Genomic DNA, 20,521 nt, shown 5'->3' with positions numbered 1-20,521 from the left:
AACATGAAAGGACAGGAGAAGGTGTGATGAAGATGATCAAGCCGCTGAAAATTCGGCAATAGACGCCGGTTTTTTGGCACTGAAAGTGAGGGGGAAAGAATGGGGAAAGTTGTCGAAAGAGCGGATTGGTTTGAATTAATTTTAGAAGCCATTGATGAAGCCATTCATGTTGTAGATGATCAAGGCATGACGATCTTTTACAATCATAATGCCGCTAAGTTTGACTGTTTACAAAAAGAAGAGGTGATTGGCAAGTACATCCTTGAGGTGTATCCCTCTTTAACAGAAAAAACAAGTACGCTTATGCATGTTTTGAGAACTGGGAAGCCCATTTATCATTCGCTGCAAACCTATTTGAATAAAAACGGAGAAAGAATTGAAACCGTCAACACGACATTGCCCATTATTGAAGAAAGCAAGTTAATAGGCGCGGTCGAAGTCGCAAAAGATGTATCGAAGCTGTCAGCCCTTTCAAATCGTTTAGATCAGAAAAAACGGATACACGATGTGGCTGGGGCAGAACAAATGCATGATTTTGCTTCATTTTTAACAAATGATCCGTTCTTAAAAGAAATGCTTGAAAAGGCAAAAAAAGCAGCTGCTTATCCGTCATCAGTTGTTGTCTACGGGGAAACAGGGACAGGGAAAGAAGTGCTCGTTCAAGCCATTGTTCATGAATCTGACCGGAAAAACCAAGTGTTCATTCCGCAAAACTGTGCAGCACTTCCAGAATCGCTACTTGAGAGCCTATTATTCGGATCTGTCAAAGGGAGCTATACGGGCGCAATTGATCGCAAGGGGCTCTTTGAATTGGCTGATGGAGGCACGCTTTTTCTTGATGAACTGCAAGCGATGCCGCTCACGCTGCAGACGAAATTATTACGCGTGTTAGAGGATGGTGTTGTGCGCCGCATTGGGGATGCAAAAGCGATTCAAGTGGATGTAAGACTCATTACTGCACTCAATATGGACCCATTTGAAGCAGTGAAAAAGCAAATCTTAAGAGAAGACTTATTTTATAGACTGCATGTGTCATCTTTTCATATCCCGCCGCTTCGTGAGAGAAAGCAAGACATCCCGCTGCTTTCCCGCCATTTCATTCAAACCTATCATCAGCAGTTTTCAAAAAACGTCAAACGCCTTTCTGAAGAAACGGAACAATTGTTTATGGCTCACCACTGGCCGGGAAACGTCAGAGAATTAAAACATACCATTGAGCATGCCGTATTGATGATGCCAGAGGAAGCGGAAGACATCACACCTTCATACCTTCCTGCTCATTTACGTACGCAGAAGCTCGAGGAAGAAACACCCGACGCCTCCTTAAAAAGTCAGGTTTCTTCATTTGAACAAACTTTGATTCAAGAAGCTTTAAATCAGCATCATGGCAATATTAAAAAAACCGCCGCAGCCTTAAAAATCCCTCGACAAACGCTGCAGTATAAACTGAAGAAATATGCAGATGCCGAAAAATAGGCACCACCATCCATTGAATATCACGGGTAAAGCTCCTTTTGTAAAGAATAGGGGCATTTTCCCATGTTGGCACATAACTTGCATAGTATAAGGTGAATGCTGATAGGGGGAATGGATATGAATCAGAAACTGTATGAACCGGCGCGTCATTGGAAGGACATTGAGCTTTGGAAGGATGTACCTGAGGAAAAGTGGAACGACTGGATTTGGCAGCTGACGCATACCGTGAAAACGCTTGAAGATTTAGAGAAAATCGTGAACTTAACAGAAGAGGAAAGAGAAGGGGTGAAGATTTCCACCAAAACCATTCCACTCAACATTACACCCTACTATGCCTCACTGATGAATCCAGACGATCCAAGATGCCCAGTACGTATGCAATCTGTGCCAATCGCTGAGGAGCTGCATAAAACAAAATATGACTTGGAAGACCCGCTGCATGAAGATGAAGACTCACCTGTCCCGGGGTTAACGCATCGGTACCCAGATCGTGTGCTCTTTCTTGTAACAAATCAGTGCTCCATGTACTGCCGCTATTGTACGAGAAGACGTTTTTCCGGCCAGATCGGTATGGGCGTGCCAAAAAAGCAGTTAGATGCTGCCATTGGATATATTAGAGAAACACCTGAGGTGCGGGATGTGTTAATTTCCGGCGGAGATGGGCTCTTAATCAATGATCAAGTGCTTGAATACATTTTGAAAAACTTACGAGACATTCCGCACGTTGAGATCATTCGGATAGGAACCCGCGCGCCGGTCGTCTTTCCGCAGCGCATTACAGATGAGCTGTGCGAGATTTTGAAAAAATATCATCCGGTTTGGCTGAATACCCATTTCAATACAAGCATTGAAATTACGAAAGAAGCGAAAGAAGCGTGCGAACGTCTTGTGAATGCCGGCGTCCCTGTTGGTAATCAGGCTGTCATCCTTGCAGGTATTAACGACAGTGTGCCGATTATGAAGAAGCTGATGCACGATCTCGTGAAGATACGGGTCAGACCTTATTATATCTATCAATGTGATTTATCTGAGGGGATTGGCCACTTTAGAACACCAGTATCAAAAGGTCTTGAAATCATTGAAGGCTTAAGAGGGCATACGAGCGGGTATGCCGTGCCAAGCTTTGTTGTAGATGCACCAGGAGGCGGAGGAAAGATCGCCTTACAGCCAAATTATTTATTATCGCAAAGCCCTGACAAAGTCGTCCTTCGTAACTTTGAAGGTGTGATCACCTCTTACCCTGAACCAGAGCATTACGTGGCAGGCCAGGCAGATGCGTATTTTAATGAAATTTATGAAGAGAAACAAGAACCGGCAATTGGTGTTACCGCACTATTTCAGGATGAAGCGAAATCGTTTACGCCTGAGAATTTAAGCCGGATGAAACGAAGAGAAGCATATGAGACAAATCCTGAGCATGACACACTCAAAAACAAACGTGAAAAACGAGATGAATTAAAAGAGAAAAAATATCAAGCACAGCTCAAAAAAGATCAAACTGTAAAGGAGGAGAAATGACCTTGCTGACATGTGATTGGTGTGAGGAAAACAAAGCAAACGCAGAGCAGACAACAGTCTATTGGGAACTGATCACTGGCACACAATCAATTGAAATCATCGAAACACCGTCCATTTCCTGCACGCACTGCGGCATGTTATATCAAAAGGATGAGACGGTCAAAGAGATAGAAGATCAATTAATTTTAGTGGATCAGACAAAACTTCCAGAAAAAATTTCATACGAAGAATTAATGAGCATGGAGCGGTTATTAAAGCGAAATTACTTTGACTTTTCATCATAAGTTGTACCTCCGCCTATACAAGTCATCAAATTGCTGTATAATATAACAACAAAATAGAGTGTCGCGGAGGGAAAAACAGGTGAAGTCGTTTTACCATTATTTAATGAAGTACAGACATCCAAAACCGAAAGATGAAATCAGCCATTTTGCAAATGCTGCTTATGAGGATCACAGCTTCCCGAAAGCGTCCACTGATTATCATGAGCTGTGTGCCTATTTAGAATTAAATGGCGATTATTTGAGCTCAATGACAACATTTGACGAAGCGTTTGAGCAATATGAAGTAGAAGTCAAAAAAAAATAACAAACAACCGCTTGTTCCGGATGGGAGAAGCGGTTTTTTTTATGAGAAATAAAATGGCGTTTTGCATGGTGTGGTTGCCCATGCAGAATTCCTTGCGCCGGCATACGATACGTTAAGACCAAAAGTCGGGCAAGGGGGAGACAGAATGAAGGCGAAAGCACCAAAATATCAAGTAGGGGATATTGTCGTCGTTGTCATGTACGGCACAGTCGGAACGATTACAAAAGTCCATCAAATTGACCAGCACTATTTGTATGAGGTCAATCATAATGAGGTGCTTTATTTTGAAACATCACTTCAGCTTTACGATGAGTACGACGGGGTGATTGTGGATACAGAAAAGCTGGACATTGAATATGAGTTCCTCATTGGCGATGTTGTATATGTAAAAGATTACGGAAAAGAGCTATTTAAAATTATTGGCCATCGGACTGAAATATGGCGATACCTTGATGACGGCTGGGAAGATGTCATTTACGAACTCACGAGGCTAAAGGACGGAGAGTGGCTGGAAACAGAAGAGGAAGACTTAACGCTTGTCCTGAGGAAGTATGAGATGGACCAGTTCGTTCATCAGCTTCTTTTTGTGCATTACGTCGGTGAAACCTCAAAAGAAATGGAAGAAGATATGGTTCAAACGGCTCTATTACAATTAGAAGAGAAACAAGAAAGCGAAGCTTCACTAGAATTCCTCGCTGTATCTATAGTGGATGAGCTTCTTGATATATATAATGACTATAAAATTCTCTACGAATTTTTCGAAGATCCAGAATACAAAGATATGATGGATTTTATATTGGAAAGTTTACACGAGCATTTTGGTTAAAGAAAGACTTGTCCTAACACGAATAAAAAATAAGGCACACAGAAAAAAACAATCACATAAAACCATCCCCTCAAGATACGGCCCATCACCTGATCAAACGTTTCTCCATCTAATATGCTTAACCATTTCATTGCCTCAAACCCCTTTTCTTTTTGTTTACTGCATTTATATGTATGGAATGAGCCATTATGACAAACTGTAATAAAAAACAGGCGTCGTTCATACATCATAAAAAAGGAGGCGGAATGTAATGAAAGAAGCAGATTTGGTGATTGATACAGAGGAAATTGCGGAATTCTTCTACATGGAGCTGGTCAAAAGAGGGTACATACCTGCTGAGCTGGAAACGTTTGAGCTGGCTGACATTACGTTTGAATATATGCTGAAAAAAGCAATGATAGTTGAAGAAGAGGCGTGGTAGGCACTATACTTTGAAGAGATTCTGAAGAGAGAGGGAGGAGAATCTTTCGCGTGTATATCCTATTTCTTTTGATTTTATTTGGCGCCATTGCTGCGCTCATGGTATCTGGTGCGGGTCAAGAATTGGACAACCAGATCATCTTATGGTTTGAGAGCATCAGACTCCCTTTTTTAAATGATGTCATGCTGACTTTGACGGACTTTGGCATTAGTGCGCTGCTCGTCCCAATCATGCTCATTTTTAGTGTCGTACTATTCATGTATAAGCGCTATTACTCTATCATGATGCTTTTTCTATTATATCTCACAGAAAAAACCATCAATCATGAACTAAAGGGACTGTTTGCTAGAGAGCGACCGGCCTTTGATCATCTTGTCAATGAAACGTATTACAGCTTTCCGAGCGGACATTCGATGAATGCAGCCACAATCTATCCTTTTATAGCTTATCTATTAGTTGAAATGATTCCATGGCTGAAAGAAAGACAAAAAATCGTCTACTTGATCACGGGGTTCTGTGTTCTTTTGATTGGGATCAGCCGAATGTATATCGGTGTTCATTATTTGACAGATGTTGCAGGCGGTTTTGCGATAGGACTTGCTTTATTTCTCATTTGTAAAAAGATTGACGAAAAATTGTCTGTCATTCGACAAAAATAGAAGAAGGAAATTGACAGACCCCAGCCAATTTTATATAAAAGGGGAGGGATTTGAATGCAATTGACGTTGAGATTTTTTCAAAAGAAACCTTCAGCATTTCACTTAACCATTTATCAGACACCTGAATATGGCGCTGCAAGCGGGCATCAGCCTGTGTACCGGACAAAGATTGGCGGCAGAACACACCTGGATGTTCTGGAAAAGGCATTCTCGACATTTAATGTACATGATACAGTCCCTAATGATTACAATGCACGGTTTATGACAACAGGTGATATTGTTGTGATTGATGATAAGAAGAAAGGAAAGTGCTATTATCAGCTTTTTCCGGCAGGATGGAAACGCAGTGAACGACTGATAACGATGAGTTAAATAGATGATTGACGATGCCAGCTTGAGCTTCAGCTGGTATTTTCTTTTTTAGGCTCAATCGTTTATACTAAATAGGATAAATCACATAGTAAACGTAAGTGGAGGCTAAAAAATGAGTGTACATATTGGAGCAGAAAAAGGACAAATTGCAGAAACGGTATTGCTGCCAGGCGACCCGCTTCGTGCGAAATATATTGCAGATACATATTTAGAAGATGTCGAATGCTATAACGAAGTGCGCGGAATGTATGGTTATACTGGAACCTACAAAGGAAAGCGCGTTTCTGTACAAGGTACCGGAATGGGCGTACCTTCTATTTCGATTTATGTGAATGAACTCATTCAAAGCTATGATGTTCAAAACTTAATCCGCGTCGGATCTTGCGGGGCTATCAAAAGGGATGTCAACGTGCGTGATGTCATTTTAGCTCAAACATCTTCAACAGACTCACAAATGAATCGTGTGGCGTTTGGACCGATTGATTACGCACCTTGCGCTGATTTTGGACTGCTTAAGAAAGCCTACGATACAGCAGAAGCAAAAAATGTCGCTGTACGTGTCGGTAATGTATTTACAGCAGACCAATTTTACAATGAAAAACCACTTGAACTCATGGCTCAATACGGTATCCTAGCGATTGAAATGGAGACAACAGCTCTTTATTCGCTTGCAGCAAAATTTGATCGAAAAGCGTTATCCATTCTGACAGTGAGTGATCATGTTCTCACAGGAGAAGAAACGACGGCTGAAGAGCGTCAAACGACATTTGACGAAATGATCTTAATTGCACTAGACTCTCTTTTATAATAGTATAAAGGGTGTGCTACGATGTAGCGCATCTTTATTTTTTTAGAAGAGCAAAAGGAAGGTATGTCATGAAGAAAAGCTATAAAATACTCTCAATCGCATCGATTCTTGGTTTGACAGCCGCACTATCGGGCTGCCAGTTGCTGGATCAAAAAAGCGGTACATCTGAATCGAACAAAACAAACGAACAAAAGAGCGCAGCAAATTCATCTACCCAGCAAAACTCAAACAATACAGCAGATTCATCGGATCAAGAGCTGACATTAAAGAGTGAATATTTCAATGACATCAAGGTGGTAAGTGGGTTGAAAACCATTCAAAATCCTGCAAACGTGCTAGCTCTTGTCAACAAAGAATACGCATTACCAGGAACCTATAAACCTTCTGATCTCGTTGTACCAAAAGTAGAATTCTCTTTTTCAGAGGATATTGAAAAACGATATATTCGTAAAGAAGCAGCGGAAGCACTTGAGAAGTTATTCAAAGATGCGAAAAAGAAAAACTTCGAGCTGGCTGCAGTATCTGGCTATCGCTCCTATGACCGTCAAAAAGTCATTTTTGATAGTGAAGTCAAATTAAAAGGCAAAGACAAAGCGCAGGAAGCAGTAGCTTTACCAGGCGAAAGTGAACATCAAACAGGCCTTGCCATGGACATTTCCTCAAAAAGTGCCGGCTTTGACATCTCTGAAAAGTTTGGTGAAACACCTGATGGCAAATGGGTGGCTAAAAACGCCTATAAATATGGTTTTATCATTCGTTATCCAAAAGGAAAAGAAGATATTACAAAATATGAATATGAGCCGTGGCATCTGCGCTATGTTGGAAAAGAAGCAGCAAAAGCGATGCATGATCACGATTTAACATTTGAAGAGTACATGAACAAAGTGAAGAAAATCTAATCAAATAAAAAGGCCTCCCAGCTATTCGGGGGGCCTTCTTTATTCTTCTTTTAAAAAAAGAACAATCCTGCTAATGCGAAACCTGTAATGAAACCAAGCCCGATGCCATAAGCCGCACCCCAGCCGTAATACCCTCCGTAATAACCAAAGCCAAAGCCGCCGCGAGAACCGCCGACTGGACGAATATACACTTTACGGTTTGTCACCCGCTCAATGCGTCCGACATGCACTCTGCCATTACGATCTGTGATTCTAGCGACTTTTCCCATGTGCTGCTGACAAAGCTTTTGATAGCGCTCCATATTTTTCCTCCTTATGACAAACTCTTTTCACTCTTATCCTATGCGAGAGACCTCATAGAGTTTGGACAAAACATATAGGAGATTCGCTCATTTTATACGGTACATTCAAATAGAATGTGGCTTAGCTGCTTCCGATGCGCTTGAATCAGATCGTAGTGTGTTTGCAGCGTTTCGTAAAGAGAAGGCGGGATGTGTTCAGATAATTCCATTTCTGTCGGCTCCTCCTGTACCATGTGTTCATCAAATGAGAGAATGCGAAAGTCATGGAATCCTGCTGCTTTTAGCTGCTCCTTCCATTCTTCAAGTGAAAAGAGTGAGTGAAACCCGTAAAAATCTCGTACGGTGGCGAGCTCCTCTGGTGTAAGGGGTGCTTTTAACACAGCTTCATTTGCGATCATTTGACTTCCAGGGGCAAGCACTCGTTTGATCTCAGCAAGTGCAGCAGGAAGGTTTGTGAAGCTTAAAACAGATTCACTGATGAGAAGAGTGAACGCTTCATCTGGAAATGGCAGCTGTTCAATCGATGCTTGCAATGCGCGGATCGGCAGTTCTTCTCGCTCAAATCGCAGGTTGGCCTTTTCAATCATCAAAGGATGTGTATCAATCGCCTCTACCTGATAACCGATATTTCCTAAATATGCCGCCGTTTGTCCTGTCCCGCATCCCGCATCCAGTATACGTGCATCCGGCATCAATTTTATATGCTCAAGCATCGTTTTTGTTAACTCAATTCCGCCAGGATGGGCACTGGATACGCCAAAATAGGCAAGCATTTCTACATAATCACTCATGAAATCCCTTCTTTCCTTATCAAGTTCCTCTTTAAAGATTATGCAATGCAAGGTCAAATGGCTTATCTTTTCAAAGAGAACTTCGATCCTTTGGTTGACGGATGAAGCATCGTCCTTGATAATAATGAAAGGAGATAAAGGTGGTGTTTTTTTGAAAAAACAATTTAAGTTCGTGATCGCCATTCTGGTGACAGCGGCCCTGTCCTCTGCGATAACATTTGTGATCACAAAACAAGGGGCTGTCAGTGTCTCAGGAGACGAGAAGTTTAGTAAACTCATGGCGGCGTATACGAAGGTAAAAGATGAGTATTACGAAAAAACGGATGATCAAAAACTAGTAGATGGTGCGATTCAAGGAATGATTGCATCACTTGATGATCCATACTCTACATATATGGATCAGGAGGAAGCCGAAGGATTTAACAACACCATTTCATCATCATTTGAAGGAATTGGTGCACAAGTAGAAGAGAAGGATGGGCAAATTTTAATTGTCGCACCGATTAAAGGCTCTCCTGCTGAAAAAGCCGGGTTGAAACCTCATGATCGTATTTTAAAGGTGGATGGGAAAAGCACAAAAGGCATGTCGGTCAATAAAGCAGTTTCTCTTATTAGAGGGAAAAAAGGAACGGATGTCAAGCTGCACCTTAACCGCCAAGGAGTGGGCAATGTTGATGTGACGATCACAAGAGACACCATTCCGCTTGAAACGGTGTATGCAAAACTCACAAAAGACAAAATAGGAGAAATCCAAATTACGTCCTTTGCTGAAACAACATCGAAAGAGCTAGATAAAGCCATTGATGACCTCGAGAAAAAAGGGGCAAAAGGCTTTGTCATCGACCTGAGAGATAATCCAGGCGGCATTATGACAGAAGCGATTGAAATGAGTAATGACTTTATCGATAAAGGGAAAGTCATCATGCAAGTTGAAGAAAAAGGGAAGAAAGAAGAGTACAAGGCTGAAAAAGAACGTAAAGTTCATCAGCCAGCAGTTGTTCTTGTAAATGGCGGCTCAGCAAGCGCTGCTGAAATCATGGCGGCGGCTCTGCACCAATCTTCAGGTATCAAAATTATTGGTGAAAAGACATTTGGTAAAGGAACTGTTCAAAATGCACAAAGCTATAATGATGGTTCTAGCGTCAAGTTAACCATTGCCAAGTGGCTGACGCCGGATGGTTCTTGGATTCACAAAAAAGGAATTGAACCACAGGTCAAAGCATCGCTCCCAAGTTATGCAAAGCTGCCATACTTAAGTCCGAAAAAATCGTATCAGCTGAATGACAATGGAGATGAAGTCAAAGCGGCTCAAAAAATGTTCCAAGCGCTTGGCTACAAAGCAAAAGCAAATGGTGAGTACGATCAAGCTTTCCAGTCTATCGTCAAACGCTTCCAAACAGACAACGATCTGAAAACAGACGGTATTCTGACAGGAGATACAACGACAGTATTGATGACAAAGATCCAAGATAAGCTAAAGAACAATGATACACAAATGAAAAAAGCCATTGAAGTTTTGAAAAAAGAAATGAAATAAAGAAAGAGCAGTCCTCATAAGGGGGACTGCTCTTTTTATGTTTACGCGTTGTTTACAGTCGCTTCTGTTTTTTCGTTATCTTTTTCAAAAAGATCATTTATGACAGAATTGTCTGTGACATGCTTTTGGAAGAATGGATTCAAGATCAAGATGACCACAACGTTTGCTAGTAAACCGAGAAAACCTTCATAAAGACCGAACGTGACTTGTGAGATATTGGCTGTAAAGGTGACGATGATGCCAACAACTAACCCCGCAATCGTTGCTTCTCTCGATTGTTTTTTCCAGAACAAGCTGATCGCAATGGCTGGGAAAATTTGAACCATTCCTGAAACGCCAATGAGCTGAAGCGTCACAAGTGCTGTTGGGAAGAGCATCCCGAATAAAAGGGCCAGTCCGATGACGATAAACACCATTGAACGTGTAATGATGGTCAATCTTTTTGGTGATACATTCGGATGAATTAAGTCACGGTATAAATTATTGGCAAATAAATTCGATGCGCCAATGGCCATGATCGAGCATGGAATGAGGGAAGCCAGTGCAATTGTTGAATAAGCGAGGCCCTGCATCACACCACCATATGACGTTTGAATTAAATGAAGAAGAGCAAATCTTGGATTTGTATCTTCAGGTAAGACTAAAAAGGCAATAAATCCAAGGAAGATGACCAAAATCAATACGATGTTATAAAGAGGCAAAAACATACTGTTTTTACGGATGGCATCTGCACTTTTGGCTGTAAAAACCCCAGTTGCCGCATGTGCCCACATAAACAAAGCAAGGGCAGACACGCCTGAAGCGGTAATGAACCATAAAATGCCTTTAGGACCGCCGTCAGGAATTGTCAGAAGCTGTGGCGCTTCCTTAGCTAACGTATTCATCATCGGGGTCCAGCCGTTAAAATGAATGATTGGCAGTGAAACCACCATAAACAGCATGATGACCCAAACGAGAATATCCTTAATAATGGCTGTATATGTAGGACCTTTAATACCACTGAAAAATGTATAAAGTGCGACTAAAATAAATGAAATAATAACAACTGCATTCACATTAATATAACTAGTACCAGCGACAGTTAACGTATCTTGAATCCCGCTTAGCTGAAGACAAATATAAGGAATCAGCATAAGTACTCCAATAATCGCAATCAAACTGGATAACAGCTTGCTGTCAAACCGCTCACGTGCATAATCAGCGAGCGTTGTGAGGTTGTGATTTTTCGCAACCGTCCATAGCTTTGGTAAGAAGAAATAAGCAATAAAATACGCTAGAACTGAATAGGGGATAGCGAAAAAAGCGACACTTCCAGCTGTATAGGCTGTACTAGTGAGCCCTAAAAAGGTATAAGCGGTATATAAATCTGCGCCTACGAGGAACCAGACGAGCAGACCGCCAAATTTTCTCCCGCCGACAGACCATTCCTCTACTGACTGTCTCGATGATTTATCCCGGCCAGCGGCAAATCCGATGACCACGACGATGAAAATAATACTTGCAGTAATCAATAAAGCTGTTAAATTTCCTTGCATTAGTCAGTTCCTCCATTTGAATGTTGCATCCGGTAAATGATGAATGTGCAGATTGGTGTGAGAACAATCCATAGTAAGAGCCAGAAGTGGAAAAAGGGCAGCCCTATCACAAATGGATGAATACGATTCGCAAAGGGCAGCAGTGCGAGCTGTCCGATGAATGGAATCGCTATAAGTAGTGCCAGTATCAATTTTTTATTCATGATTCCCTCCTGAATTTTTTGTAATTTCATAATAATAGCAGTTGTCAGATTAGATCACAAGTCCATTTTCAGAAAAAACAATCATTTTGGCGAATATCATACTAATATAACGCTTTCATTCTTAAAAAGGGAGAAAGAGTGGAGGTGAAAAGGAGTAAAGTGAAAAGAAAGTATGTAGGAATAATATTTAAACCAAATAAAAAAAGCCTCAGCATGAAAGCTGAGGCCTTGCCAATTTTAAAGGAAATCAGATACTTGTTCGATGTCGAAACGATTGCTTTTATGAGCTTCTTTCGCTGCTTTACCAACTGAAATCAACATGACTGGCTCATAACGTCCGCTTACATTGAATTCTTTGATGAAGGCGTCTTTACTGAAACCACCCATTGCGCATGTATCATAGCCCATTGCTTTTGCAGCAATCATTAATTGCATAGCAGCTAATGAAGCATTTGAATACGCAGCTTCACGTGCATACTGCTCGCTTTGGTATGCGCCATTGATTTGAGTCATCAATGTTTCTTTGATGTCTTCAGTAATGAAGCCTTGTTCTGCCAGCTCACTGTAGATTTTTTCACCATTTTGATTGGCTTCAAGATCACCTAGTACAGCAATAACAGCTGATGCTTGTGAGATTTGCTTTTGGTTGTAAGCGATTGGAAGTAACTTCGCTTTAGATTCAGCACTATGGAAAACAGTGAAATGCCAATGCTGAAGGTTCCACGCAGATGGTGCTTTAGTTGTGATATCAAGAAGCTCTGTTAACTCTTCTTTTGTCATTTCATGAGTTGTATCATACTCTTTTACTGAAGCTCTTTGTTTTAAAATGTCAATTGTTTTTTGATCAGTCGCCATATGGATATTTCCTCCCGTTTTTGCAAATAGTATGGTACAATAACTAAAAAAGTGAGAAACTTACTTATTGTAACTAGAGCTATTTTAAATTGTATACCGTTAGTTTGTCAAACAATCATGAAAAGAAAGGCTGAAATTTATGGAATTTCAATTATGTCCACACATTCAGCAAGCTTTTTTACTGCTAGGCAAAAGGTGGAATGGTCTCATTATTCATGTATTGCTTGATGGTCCAAAGCGCTTTAAAGACATGACGGACATTATCCCATCTATCAGTCAAAAAATGCTCGCAGAGCGTTTAAAAGAACTTGAGCAAGAAAGGATTATAGAGCGAACTGTTCTGCCTGAGACGCCTGTTAAAGTCATTTATTGTTTAACTGAAAAAGGAAATGCGCTAAATAATGTGTTTCATGAGGTATCTAGGTGGGCAGGGGAGTATACAGAATCTCATGAAAAAAAGGAGCAAGCCTAGTTTCAGGTTTGCCCAAACGTTTTGACGCCTGATGAATATGCTGATGTTAGGCACATGACAAAGGAGGAGAAATGCATGTACCCTCATACTCCGTATTTCCGAGGCGGCGCCCCTGGCATTCCGCCATATGAATCCAGAGTCCCTTTGTTTTTTGGTTTTGGCGCTCCTTTAGTCGGCGGACTGCTTGGCGGATTTTTAGGAAGTGCGATTTTTAATTATCCCCGTCCATATTACCCGCCACCACCGCCTGCGCCACCACCGCCTGCTCCACCACCTTATGGCGGCGGATATCCACCATACTATTAAGAAAAAAGAGTAAGCCTGCTTCTATATGAAAGCAGGCTTTTTATAATGGAATATCGATTTCAGAGATCCCCGGATCATCATGCTTTAAAAACATAATCTCCAAAATACCGTCCTGATACGAAGCCTTCGTTCCTTTTCTTTTTACAGCAGCAGGAAGGACAACTTTCTTCTGCGTGCCTTCCTCAGGAAAATGATCAATAAACAGCAGGTTGGCTGTATGTTTGATTTTTACTTTTTCTGTGTTCGGCCGAGCAAGCTCAATTTTAACGAACACGTGATCAGTGGTTTCGAACACTTCCACTTCGGGTTCTTTTTTGACGTCTGTTTCTCTTGTTTTTTGATGTTGAGAGAGTGGATCCTGAAAAGGGAACTGAGCAGGATAATTGGAGCCGAATACACTTTCCATCACTTGATTGACGTACTGCTCAACGTCTTTAGGGTCTGAATTCTTTAAGGCTTCTTTTGAAAATTGCTTTTGAAAAGGGAATAATCGGTTCCAGTCAAACATGCAAATCATCCTTTCTAAATGCCCTGAATTAGTATATGCCCATTCACCTGAGTGCGTGCTATAATATACGATAGGTTTAGAAAGGAATGGTTAGATTGAACGATCAGCAACAATCAAAAGGTGTTCTCTATACGGCAGCATCTTTTACATTATGGGGATTATTCCCTTTATATTGGAAACTGATGGAGCATATTTCGTCAGGCGAAATTTTAGCGCACAGAATTTTATGGTCATTTGTTTTTATGTGCGGTATTCTTCTGTATTTAAAACAAGTCCGGCCGGCGATGCAGACAGTGAAGGGTCTCATGCTGGATGGTAAAGCACTTTTTTCACTACTTTTATCTGCTATTTTAATTTCGGTTAACTGGTATGTGTACATTTGGGCAGTCAATCACCATCTCATGCTAGAAGCTAGTTTAGGGTATTATATTAATCCGCTTGTCTCTGTTTTACTAGGCATCATTTTCTTGAAAGAGCGGCTCAATAAATTACAAACCATTGCGATACTAATTGCCGCCACTGGGGTGATTCTTTCCACGATTCAGTACGGTTCATTTCCTGTCGTTGCGATATTACTTGCCTTTAGCTTCGGTTTTTATGGATTGATTAAAAAAAGAATGAGCTTCACGAGTGCAATTGGATTGACAATTGAAACGCTGCTTTTAGCCCCGGCGGCCCTTGTGTACTTATTGTTCTTCTTAAAAGAACCTGTGGTGACAATGAATCCTAACAGCTTCGGATCGCTTGGTCTCTTATTCTTTGCAGGGGTCTTTACAGCGGTGCCACTTCTTTTATTCTCTGAAGGCGCAAAAAGAATTCCTCTTTATCAAGTGGGCATTTTACAATACATTGCACCGACGATTACGCTGTTTTTGGGGTTATTTGTGTATCACGAGCATTTATCTTCAGCTAAAATCGTGACGTTTCTTTGTATCTGGGTGGCGATTTTATTATTTACTACCTCTCAATTACGCATGAAAAAAACAGCGAATTCTCATTAAGTGGAACAAGCAGTTTGCTTTTTTTTGAATGCGGATCATGTCATAATAAGTTGTTACCAAAACTGTAGAGGTGATTACATGTCATCTGCCAATGAGCTTGCAGCCGCTTATCAATCTTTATGGAAAAATCGTCAGCTTGATGTCGATGATATGTCTTCTTTACTCGAGGCGATATGTGATGATTTAAGCGATGCGCGCACTCATCCGCGGGCGAGAAAATCATTCCATCAAAAATATGTGCTCGCTGTAGAGAGAATATTAGAAAGTGAGCTTGAGCATGATCATCAGCTGCAGCTGATCAGCTTACATACAAAAAAGCTGCGAGAATTAATTCAAAATGAAGGAAGGAACCACTCATGAAACCAATTCAAACGGAAGATGTCACAACACATCTTGAATCGTTTTTAAATCGTCCAGTTTTCGTTCATCTTGAAACGACAACTGGTTCTTATTCAGCTCATGTAAATGAACAAAATATGACGGTCGTGGCATATATCCGAAATGCGAAAGTCGTCTATTCACAGGCGAAAATAAAAGGACAAGGTCCGTACCGTGTTGGAATGAAAACAGAAGATGGCTGGATTTACGCAGAAGGATTAACGGATTATGTGTTTGATGACCATGGCCGCCTGCTGTTAGCAGGGCACTTGCCAGACGGAAAACTAGCGATCTCATTACAAATTAGTGAAACACCATTTCAGGTGTAGAAGAAAGGGTGACGAGTCATGAACGAACATGTACTAGTGATGTTGCCTCACCCAGATGATGAATCCTTTGGGGTTGCAGGTCTCATTGCACAAAGCAGAAAACGCGGAATCCCAGTCACGTATGCATGCGGGACACTTGGGGAAATGGGCAGAAATATGGGCAGCCCAACATATGCCAATCGTGAAACACTTCCTGAATTAAGAAAACAGGAATTAATCAATGCCTGCAAAGAAATGGATATCACAGACTTACGTATGCTTGGACTTCGTGATAAAACATTGGAATTTGAAGACGACGAGTATTTAGCTGATGTGATGGAAAACATCATTGATGAAGTCAAACCGACACTCATTGTGACGTTTTATCCAGGACACGGTGTACACCCTGATCATGATGCGACAGGCGAAGCGGTTATTCGTGCTCTTTACCGTAAGAAAAAAGAAGACCGTCCTGTCACATACTGCATGGCCATTACGAGAAATAGAGAAGAAGTGCTGGGAAATGCAGATATTATGATCGACATTACAGATGTAGCAGATATCAAATTAAATGCACTGAGAGCGCATAGAACGCAAACAGAAGGCATGCTGAGAGAGCTTGAACAGAAGCTGAAAAACAAAGAACCTGTCGTCCAAAAATGGTTCGATGAAGAAATTTTCTGGACGTACCAATGGAATGACTAAATAAAAAAGCAGCTGACATCGATCAGCTGCTTTTTTTGTGTCGTCTTTAGTGATTGGGCGCTTGCTGAAGCAAGCGTTTTTCAATCAACCTGAGGCGGATAAAGAGGACGACGGCACCAGCGGCAAGTCCTGCAATGAGACCAATCCAATAGCCAAATGCCCCAAATGAGGTATAGGTGCCAATCAAATAGCCGGAAGGAAGGCCGATCACCCAGTAAGAAACAAATGCGGCAATGAGCGTATAGTTCACATCTTTATAGCCGCGCAGAGCCCCTTGAATGGGTGCAGCAATTGCATCTGACAGCTGGAAAAAGATCGCATAAATCAAAAAGTGCTGTGTCAACTGTAAAACAGCCGATTCAGCTGTGTATAAACCAGCAATCTCTGGTCTAAATAACAAAATGAGTGCCGCCGTACACAATGAGAATAATACCGCCGTTCCAATTCCGATATAGCTGTAGTTTTGCGCGTCTTTATACCGCTTGGCACCGGATTCAAACCCAACGACAATTGTTAAAGCCATTGAGATACTGAGCGGTAAAATATATAAGATAGAAGCAAAGTTCATCGCAGCCTGGTGACTTGCAATCGTCACAGTATCAAAGTGACCCATTAACAGCGTGACAGCTGCAAAGATACTCGTTTCAAAAAAGATCGCAAACCCAATAGGAAGACCGATTTTCAGTATTTGCCCCATACGGGAGATATTGATTCGAGGCAGTTTTTGAAACAAACGAAATGAGGCAAATGGTTCTGCTTTCATGACAATACAGATACTCATGATGAAAATGGCCCAATACGTCATCGCAGATGCAAGGCCAGCTCCCGCACCGCCAAGCTTTGGAAAGCCAAAATTCCCAAAAATAAATACATAGTTTAAAGCAAAGTTAATAGGAAGTGCTGTTAACGTGATGAACATCGTCACACGTGTTTTCCCTAATGCATCAATAAATGACCTGAGTACCGAATAACCAAACAGCGGGATGATACCAAAAGCAAGAAAACTGAGAAAATGCCGCGCAATATCCTCTACGGATTGCTCAAGTCCAAGTCCACCTAATACGTAAGGGATGCTGATTGTACCAATCGCAATCACACCGATACTTAAAAGAAAGGATAAATAAATCGCCTGAAAGACAGCCTTGGGAACATCTTTTTTATGCCCAGCGCCCATCAGCTGAGCGACAATCGGCGTAACGGCCATTAATATACCGGCAAGTCCTGTATAAACGGGTGTCCAAATACTAGAACCGATCGCAACACCCGCAAGGTCTTCTGCACTCACTTTTCCAGACATTACGGTGTCTAAAAACGTAATAAGCGAAAGACCCGCTTGAGTGATTAAAATCGGAATCAAAATGGTTAAAAATAGTGTCACCTTAGCTCGAATGCTATTTGTTTCTCTCATCATAAGTTCCTCTCTGAACAGAAATAACGAGAGGATTATATCATGCTATGTAAAAAAATCAATTCTCCGTCGGATTATTTTTCTTAGATGGCTTCGTTTTTTTAAACATTTGGGCATAAATAAAGGAAAGACTGACAACACCTAAAATGCTGCAAGCATATTGAATCACTTTCTGAATGGTCATATTAAGTCACCTCCATATCAATAGAATGCGCATAATTTGTTATTTTATGACAACAAAAGGAGGAGGGAAAAGGTCAAATGATCAATCGTACGAATGAAGAAGCGCTATTTAAAGTGGACATGAGAACACACTTGATGAAAATCATGAAGGATGCAAGTGACATTATCGATTCTCTTGATGAGATCGAGCAATGTCTACTTTGTGATCTCGAGTCATTACATGATGAGTTTAATGAAATGCACGCAGAGGCTTCCTCGTTTTATTTGCAATCGTATATGGAAGAATTCACACCTGGATTTGCTCAATTTTCGTTAGCCATTGAGAACTTATCAAAACAAAAACACGGGGCACTTATTGTGATTCAAAGGCGTGATGAGGTTGAGGATTTTATTCAAAAAGGGACAAATCTTCATGCGAAAATTAGTGCTTCATTAATAGAAAGCATTTTCTACCCAGGAAATCCACTTCATGATGGTGCTCTTTTAGTCAAAGAGAATACACTCGTATCTGCTGCAAATGTGCTCCCGCTTACTTCAAAAAAAGTTAATCCTTCTCTCGGGACAAGACACAGGGCCGCGATCGGACTCTCTGGTATGACCGATGCACTTGTTCTCGTCGTATCAGAAGAAACGGGAAAAATGTCGTTTGCGAAAGAAGGAGTCCTTTATCCGCTCACTGTAAAAGAACCTGAAATAAGGAAATAAAAATGAATCGCTGCATTCTTCATTCGGAAGGATGCTTTTTTTCATTTGAGGAGAAAAAACAGCCAATTGAGTAAAAAGTCATTTGATACAGAAAAATTTGTCATGTAGAATAGAACTATGAAACTAGCACCGTGCTTGTTTTGACAAATTTCTAAACGTCAACTTAAAAATTCCTTAAAAAATGTTTATAAATACAGCAAACTGCCGATAGAAACGATATGGCTTTGTTTTAGCATTTTGAGTTGGCTGCTTTAGCCTATTTGTTATTGCCCAAAGTCTACATGTCGAGTAATATAATAGAAATAAAGATAAAATAGTGCAAGAGAAGCAGAACCATTAAATGCTAAACTCAAAACTAGTGCATAAGTCTTATTGAATGAAATATGAAAGGCGGAGATTCATCTATGAAGAAAAAAGTAGTAACCGGCCTCACAGTTTCAGCGATCGCTGGCTCAGCTGTGTTTGCTGCACCGGCAGAAGCACAGACGATCAAAGTGAAAAGCGGTGACTCACTTTGGAAGATTGCCGAACAGTACAATACAAGTATTTCGGAACTTCAATCTCTTAATCAACTAAAAACGACGATGATTTTTGCAGGGCAAAGCTTGAAAATTCCTGGCGCAAAAAGCAAAAAATCCAGCTCGTCAACTGGATCAAAAGCAACGAAATCAAATGCTTCAACGACATCAAGCTACACTGTAAAGCTTGGAGATTCTTTATGGCTCATTGCAAAAAATCATAAAATGTCAGTCGCAAGCTTAAAAAGTCTAAACAGCTTAAACAGTGACTTAATTCGTCCTGGACAAAAGCTAAAGGTATCTGGAAGTACGAAGACAAGCGGGGGCCAGTCATCAAACTCCTCTTCAAATTCCAGCTCAAACAATAAGACAACGAACTCAAATAGTTCATCCTCATCAAGTACATACAAGGTTAAATTAGGAGATTCTCTCTGGAAAATTGCGAATTCGCTCAATATGTCGATTGGTGAAATCAAAACATTGAATGGGATAAAATCTGATATGATTTATCCGAATCAAGTATTGAAAGTAAAAGGGACGGCTGCATCAAAACCAAGTCAGCCGAAAGCACCTGCTAAACCAAGCAACCCGCCTTCAAGCGGGAAAGCGACATCTTATACTGTAAAATCAGGCGATTCCTTATGGAAAATTGCGAATCAATTTAAAGTGCAGGTTCAATCCATCCGCACAGCCAACAGCTTAAAAAGCGATGTGCTTAGAATTGGACAAGTTCTAAAAATTAATGGTGCAGCTTCAGGCTCAACTGGGTCGAATGGTTCTACGTCTAACGGTTCAACAACTCCGGTCAATAATAACAAAAATGATGTGCCGATGAATGCAAAAATCACGACGATGATCCAAGAAGGGAAAAAGCTGACAGGTATTCCTTACAGATGGGGCGGCAATACACCATCTGGTTTTGACTGCAGCGGCTTTGTTTATTACCTCATTAATAAAGTTTCGTCTGTATCCAGATTAAGCACAGCAGGCTACTGGAGTATGATGAAACCTGTGAGCACACCTCAGGTTGGCGATTTTGTTTATTTCACAACATACAAAGCGGGTCCATCTCATATGGGACTATACCTTGGCGGAGGAGATTTCCTTCATGCAAGTGACAGCGGAGTTGGGATCTCGAACTTAAGCAACCCATATTGGAAAAAAGCCTATTTAGGTGCAAAACGTTTCTTCTAAAAAAAGCCGATTTTCGGCTTTTTTTGTTTGCCTATTGATCAGATT

At 41.0% G+C, this 20,521-nt stretch carries 28 protein-coding genes; 19 read left to right on the top strand and 9 right to left on the bottom strand.

Annotation, left to right across the window (positions count from 1 at the left end; all coding sequences use genetic code 11):
• Positions 1–99 precede the first annotated feature (99 nt).
• The 5 genes from C6344_RS05530 (at position 100) to C6344_RS05510 (ending at position 4,408) form a co-directional block, all read left to right on the top strand.
• Positions 100–1,476 carry a sigma-54 interaction domain-containing protein gene (locus C6344_RS05530; RefSeq protein ID WP_066030761.1) on the top strand — a complete coding sequence of 459 codons (1,377 nt, stop codon included), beginning with the start codon at positions 100–102 and terminating at the stop codon, positions 1,474–1,476.
• Between the two features lie 117 nt (positions 1,477–1,593).
• On the top strand, positions 1,594–2,994 hold the full coding sequence (gene kamA, locus C6344_RS05525) for a lysine 2,3-aminomutase (RefSeq protein WP_034660953.1): 1,401 nt from the start codon (positions 1,594–1,596) through the stop codon (positions 2,992–2,994).
• A gap of 2 nt (positions 2,995–2,996) precedes the next feature.
• Positions 2,997–3,278, top strand: a complete 282-nt coding sequence (locus C6344_RS05520; protein WP_080869528.1) for a YokU family protein — start codon at positions 2,997–2,999, stop codon at positions 3,276–3,278.
• A gap of 79 nt (positions 3,279–3,357) precedes the next feature.
• Positions 3,358–3,582: a YozE family protein gene (locus C6344_RS05515; protein ID WP_003215834.1), complete on the top strand. Its 225-nt coding sequence runs from the start codon at positions 3,358–3,360 to the stop codon at positions 3,580–3,582.
• A 145-nt stretch (positions 3,583–3,727) separates the two neighbouring features.
• Positions 3,728–4,408 carry a hypothetical protein gene (locus C6344_RS05510; protein WP_012010279.1) on the top strand — a complete coding sequence of 227 codons (681 nt, stop codon included), beginning with the start codon at positions 3,728–3,730 and terminating at the stop codon, positions 4,406–4,408.
• Here the strand turns inward: C6344_RS05510 and C6344_RS19110 are convergent.
• Complete coding sequence (locus C6344_RS19110) at positions 4,405–4,539, bottom strand: hypothetical protein (RefSeq protein WP_258182067.1); 135 nt, start codon at positions 4,537–4,539, stop codon at positions 4,405–4,407. The genes C6344_RS05510 and C6344_RS19110 overlap by 4 nt on opposite strands.
• 119 nt (positions 4,540–4,658) lie before the next feature.
• Between C6344_RS19110 and C6344_RS05505 the strand changes: the two genes are divergently transcribed.
• The 5 genes from C6344_RS05505 (at position 4,659) to C6344_RS05485 (ending at position 7,567) form a co-directional block, all read left to right on the top strand.
• The gene (locus C6344_RS05505; protein WP_066030762.1) at positions 4,659–4,829 is read left to right on the top strand and encodes a YozD family protein; all 171 of its coding nucleotides are present in this window, start codon (positions 4,659–4,661) and stop codon (positions 4,827–4,829) included.
• Positions 4,830–4,879: 50 nt separating this feature from the next.
• On the top strand, positions 4,880–5,488 hold the full coding sequence (locus C6344_RS05500; protein ID WP_034660950.1) for a phosphatase PAP2 family protein: 609 nt from the start codon (positions 4,880–4,882) through the stop codon (positions 5,486–5,488).
• Between the two features lie 54 nt (positions 5,489–5,542).
• Positions 5,543–5,860 carry a YodL domain-containing protein gene (locus tag C6344_RS05495; protein ID WP_034660949.1) on the top strand — a complete coding sequence of 106 codons (318 nt, stop codon included), beginning with the start codon at positions 5,543–5,545 and terminating at the stop codon, positions 5,858–5,860.
• Between the two features lie 112 nt (positions 5,861–5,972).
• Positions 5,973–6,668 carry a purine-nucleoside phosphorylase gene (gene deoD, locus C6344_RS05490; RefSeq protein ID WP_060596559.1) on the top strand — a complete coding sequence of 232 codons (696 nt, stop codon included), beginning with the start codon at positions 5,973–5,975 and terminating at the stop codon, positions 6,666–6,668.
• Between the two features lie 68 nt (positions 6,669–6,736).
• Positions 6,737–7,567 carry a M15 family metallopeptidase gene (locus C6344_RS05485; protein ID WP_060596558.1) on the top strand — a complete coding sequence of 277 codons (831 nt, stop codon included), beginning with the start codon at positions 6,737–6,739 and terminating at the stop codon, positions 7,565–7,567.
• Between the two features lie 50 nt (positions 7,568–7,617).
• Here C6344_RS05485 and C6344_RS05480 read toward each other — a convergent pair whose 3' ends face one another.
• The gene (locus C6344_RS05480; protein ID WP_003216113.1) at positions 7,618–7,869 is read right to left on the bottom strand and encodes a hypothetical protein; all 252 of its coding nucleotides are present in this window, start codon (positions 7,867–7,869) and stop codon (positions 7,618–7,620) included.
• A 92-nt stretch (positions 7,870–7,961) separates the two neighbouring features.
• Positions 7,962–8,660, bottom strand: coding sequence for a class I SAM-dependent methyltransferase (locus C6344_RS05475; RefSeq protein WP_106072816.1), 699 nt, complete (start codon positions 8,658–8,660; stop codon positions 7,962–7,964).
• 151 nt (positions 8,661–8,811) lie between these two features.
• Between C6344_RS05475 and C6344_RS05470 the strand changes: the two genes are divergently transcribed.
• Complete coding sequence (locus C6344_RS05470) at positions 8,812–10,197, top strand: S41 family peptidase (protein WP_034660946.1); 1,386 nt, start codon at positions 8,812–8,814, stop codon at positions 10,195–10,197.
• A gap of 41 nt (positions 10,198–10,238) precedes the next feature.
• On the opposite strand, the gene C6344_RS05465 is transcribed toward C6344_RS05470, so the two are convergent.
• The 3 genes from C6344_RS05465 to C6344_RS05455 all read right to left on the bottom strand — a co-directional run bounded on the left by C6344_RS05465 (position 10,239) and on the right by C6344_RS05455 (position 12,790).
• Positions 10,239–11,732, bottom strand: coding sequence for a sodium:solute symporter family protein (locus C6344_RS05465; protein ID WP_034660944.1), 1,494 nt, complete (start codon positions 11,730–11,732; stop codon positions 10,239–10,241).
• Positions 11,732–11,935 (bottom strand): DUF3311 domain-containing protein, encoded by a 204-nt coding sequence (locus C6344_RS05460; protein ID WP_034660942.1) that lies wholly within the window; start codon positions 11,933–11,935, stop codon positions 11,732–11,734. Before C6344_RS05460 ends, C6344_RS05465 begins: the two co-directional genes overlap by 1 nt.
• Before the next feature lie 237 nt (positions 11,936–12,172).
• The gene (locus C6344_RS05455) at positions 12,173–12,790 is read right to left on the bottom strand and encodes a nitroreductase family protein (RefSeq protein WP_034660941.1); all 618 of its coding nucleotides are present in this window, start codon (positions 12,788–12,790) and stop codon (positions 12,173–12,175) included.
• Positions 12,791–12,929: 139 nt separating this feature from the next.
• Here C6344_RS05455 and C6344_RS05450 point away from each other — a divergent pair, with 139 nt between their 5' ends.
• Entirely contained in the window at positions 12,930–13,262 is a 333-nt protein-coding gene (locus tag C6344_RS05450; protein WP_034660940.1) for a winged helix-turn-helix transcriptional regulator, read from the top strand.
• A gap of 75 nt (positions 13,263–13,337) precedes the next feature.
• A complete protein-coding gene (locus tag C6344_RS05445; RefSeq protein ID WP_106072815.1) occupies positions 13,338–13,568 on the top strand; it encodes a hypothetical protein in 231 nt (76 codons plus the stop codon).
• 40 nt (positions 13,569–13,608) lie between these two features.
• On the opposite strand, the gene C6344_RS05440 is transcribed toward C6344_RS05445, so the two are convergent.
• Positions 13,609–14,076 (bottom strand): Hsp20/alpha crystallin family protein, encoded by a 468-nt coding sequence (locus C6344_RS05440; RefSeq protein WP_106072814.1) that lies wholly within the window; start codon positions 14,074–14,076, stop codon positions 13,609–13,611.
• 95 nt (positions 14,077–14,171) lie between these two features.
• On the opposite strand from C6344_RS05440, the gene rarD reads away from it, so the two are divergent.
• From rarD to bshB2, 4 genes are all read left to right on the top strand, one after another.
• Complete coding sequence (rarD, locus tag C6344_RS05435) at positions 14,172–15,077, top strand: EamA family transporter RarD (RefSeq protein WP_095285293.1); 906 nt, start codon at positions 14,172–14,174, stop codon at positions 15,075–15,077.
• Between the two features lie 78 nt (positions 15,078–15,155).
• Complete coding sequence (locus tag C6344_RS05430) at positions 15,156–15,437, top strand: hypothetical protein (RefSeq protein WP_034660935.1); 282 nt, start codon at positions 15,156–15,158, stop codon at positions 15,435–15,437.
• Positions 15,434–15,784, top strand: a complete 351-nt coding sequence (locus tag C6344_RS05425; RefSeq protein WP_034660934.1) for a YojF family protein — start codon at positions 15,434–15,436, stop codon at positions 15,782–15,784. The genes C6344_RS05430 and C6344_RS05425 overlap by 4 nt, the downstream gene beginning before the upstream one ends.
• An 18-nt stretch (positions 15,785–15,802) precedes the next feature.
• Positions 15,803–16,468, top strand: a complete 666-nt coding sequence (gene bshB2, locus C6344_RS05420; protein WP_034660932.1) for a bacillithiol biosynthesis deacetylase BshB2 — start codon at positions 15,803–15,805, stop codon at positions 16,466–16,468.
• A 46-nt stretch (positions 16,469–16,514) separates the two neighbouring features.
• On the opposite strand, the gene C6344_RS05415 is transcribed toward bshB2, so the two are convergent.
• Complete coding sequence (locus C6344_RS05415) at positions 16,515–17,876, bottom strand: MATE family efflux transporter (protein ID WP_106039179.1); 1,362 nt, start codon at positions 17,874–17,876, stop codon at positions 16,515–16,517.
• Positions 17,877–17,934: 58 nt separating this feature from the next.
• Positions 17,935–18,060 carry a hypothetical protein gene (locus C6344_RS19105; protein ID WP_003215647.1) on the bottom strand — a complete coding sequence of 42 codons (126 nt, stop codon included), beginning with the start codon at positions 18,058–18,060 and terminating at the stop codon, positions 17,935–17,937.
• 77 nt (positions 18,061–18,137) lie between these two features.
• Between C6344_RS19105 and cdaS the strand changes: the two genes are divergently transcribed.
• Both cdaS and C6344_RS05405 read left to right on the top strand, forming a co-directional pair.
• Positions 18,138–18,764 carry a sporulation-specific diadenylate cyclase CdaS gene (cdaS, locus tag C6344_RS05410; protein ID WP_060596554.1) on the top strand — a complete coding sequence of 209 codons (627 nt, stop codon included), beginning with the start codon at positions 18,138–18,140 and terminating at the stop codon, positions 18,762–18,764.
• Between the two features lie 404 nt (positions 18,765–19,168).
• A complete protein-coding gene (locus tag C6344_RS05405) occupies positions 19,169–20,476 on the top strand; it encodes a C40 family peptidase (RefSeq protein WP_066030765.1) in 1,308 nt (435 codons plus the stop codon).
• Positions 20,477–20,521: the final 45 nt, after the last annotated feature.

The sequence above is a fragment of the Bacillus sp. GBSW19 genome, assembly GCF_002998655.1.
Lineage (GTDB): Bacteria > Bacillota > Bacilli > Bacillales > Bacillaceae > Bacillus.
Note: the sequence above shows the minus strand (reverse complement) of the source record. Positions and strands in the feature narration are given on the sequence as shown.

Excerpts from the sequence above, each read along its gene's own strand:
- C6344_RS05530 (WP_066030761.1), top strand. The coding sequence starts at position 100 with ATGGGGAAAGTTGTCGAAAGAGCGGATTGGTTTGAATTAATTTTAGAA.
- kamA (WP_034660953.1), top strand. The coding sequence starts at position 1,594 with ATGAATCAGAAACTGTATGAACCGGCGCGTCATTGGAAGGACATTGAG.
- C6344_RS05510 (WP_012010279.1), top strand. The coding sequence starts at position 3,728 with ATGAAGGCGAAAGCACCAAAATATCAAGTAGGGGATATTGTCGTCGTT.
- C6344_RS19110 (WP_258182067.1), bottom strand. The coding sequence starts at position 4,539 with ATGAAATGGTTAAGCATATTAGATGGAGAAACGTTTGATCAGGTGATG.
- C6344_RS05505 (WP_066030762.1), top strand. The coding sequence starts at position 4,659 with ATGAAAGAAGCAGATTTGGTGATTGATACAGAGGAAATTGCGGAATTC.
- C6344_RS05495 (WP_034660949.1), top strand. The coding sequence starts at position 5,543 with ATGCAATTGACGTTGAGATTTTTTCAAAAGAAACCTTCAGCATTTCAC.
- deoD (WP_060596559.1), top strand. The coding sequence starts at position 5,973 with ATGAGTGTACATATTGGAGCAGAAAAAGGACAAATTGCAGAAACGGTA.
- C6344_RS05485 (WP_060596558.1), top strand. The coding sequence starts at position 6,737 with ATGAAGAAAAGCTATAAAATACTCTCAATCGCATCGATTCTTGGTTTG.
- C6344_RS05480 (WP_003216113.1), bottom strand. The coding sequence starts at position 7,869 with ATGGAGCGCTATCAAAAGCTTTGTCAGCAGCACATGGGAAAAGTCGCT.
- C6344_RS05475 (WP_106072816.1), bottom strand. The coding sequence starts at position 8,660 with ATGAGTGATTATGTAGAAATGCTTGCCTATTTTGGCGTATCCAGTGCC.
- C6344_RS05465 (WP_034660944.1), bottom strand. The coding sequence starts at position 11,732 with ATGCAAGGAAATTTAACAGCTTTATTGATTACTGCAAGTATTATTTTC.
- C6344_RS05460 (WP_034660942.1), bottom strand. The coding sequence starts at position 11,935 with ATGAATAAAAAATTGATACTGGCACTACTTATAGCGATTCCATTCATC.
- C6344_RS05455 (WP_034660941.1), bottom strand. The coding sequence starts at position 12,790 with ATGGCGACTGATCAAAAAACAATTGACATTTTAAAACAAAGAGCTTCA.
- C6344_RS05450 (WP_034660940.1), top strand. The coding sequence starts at position 12,930 with ATGGAATTTCAATTATGTCCACACATTCAGCAAGCTTTTTTACTGCTA.
- C6344_RS05445 (WP_106072815.1), top strand. The coding sequence starts at position 13,338 with ATGTACCCTCATACTCCGTATTTCCGAGGCGGCGCCCCTGGCATTCCG.
- C6344_RS05440 (WP_106072814.1), bottom strand. The coding sequence starts at position 14,076 with ATGTTTGACTGGAACCGATTATTCCCTTTTCAAAAGCAATTTTCAAAA.
- C6344_RS05430 (WP_034660935.1), top strand. The coding sequence starts at position 15,156 with ATGTCATCTGCCAATGAGCTTGCAGCCGCTTATCAATCTTTATGGAAA.
- C6344_RS05425 (WP_034660934.1), top strand. The coding sequence starts at position 15,434 with ATGAAACCAATTCAAACGGAAGATGTCACAACACATCTTGAATCGTTT.
- bshB2 (WP_034660932.1), top strand. The coding sequence starts at position 15,803 with ATGAACGAACATGTACTAGTGATGTTGCCTCACCCAGATGATGAATCC.
- C6344_RS05415 (WP_106039179.1), bottom strand. The coding sequence starts at position 17,876 with ATGAGAGAAACAAATAGCATTCGAGCTAAGGTGACACTATTTTTAACC.
- C6344_RS19105 (WP_003215647.1), bottom strand. The coding sequence starts at position 18,060 with ATGACCATTCAGAAAGTGATTCAATATGCTTGCAGCATTTTAGGTGTT.
- cdaS (WP_060596554.1), top strand. The coding sequence starts at position 18,138 with ATGATCAATCGTACGAATGAAGAAGCGCTATTTAAAGTGGACATGAGA.
- C6344_RS05405 (WP_066030765.1), top strand. The coding sequence starts at position 19,169 with ATGAAGAAAAAAGTAGTAACCGGCCTCACAGTTTCAGCGATCGCTGGC.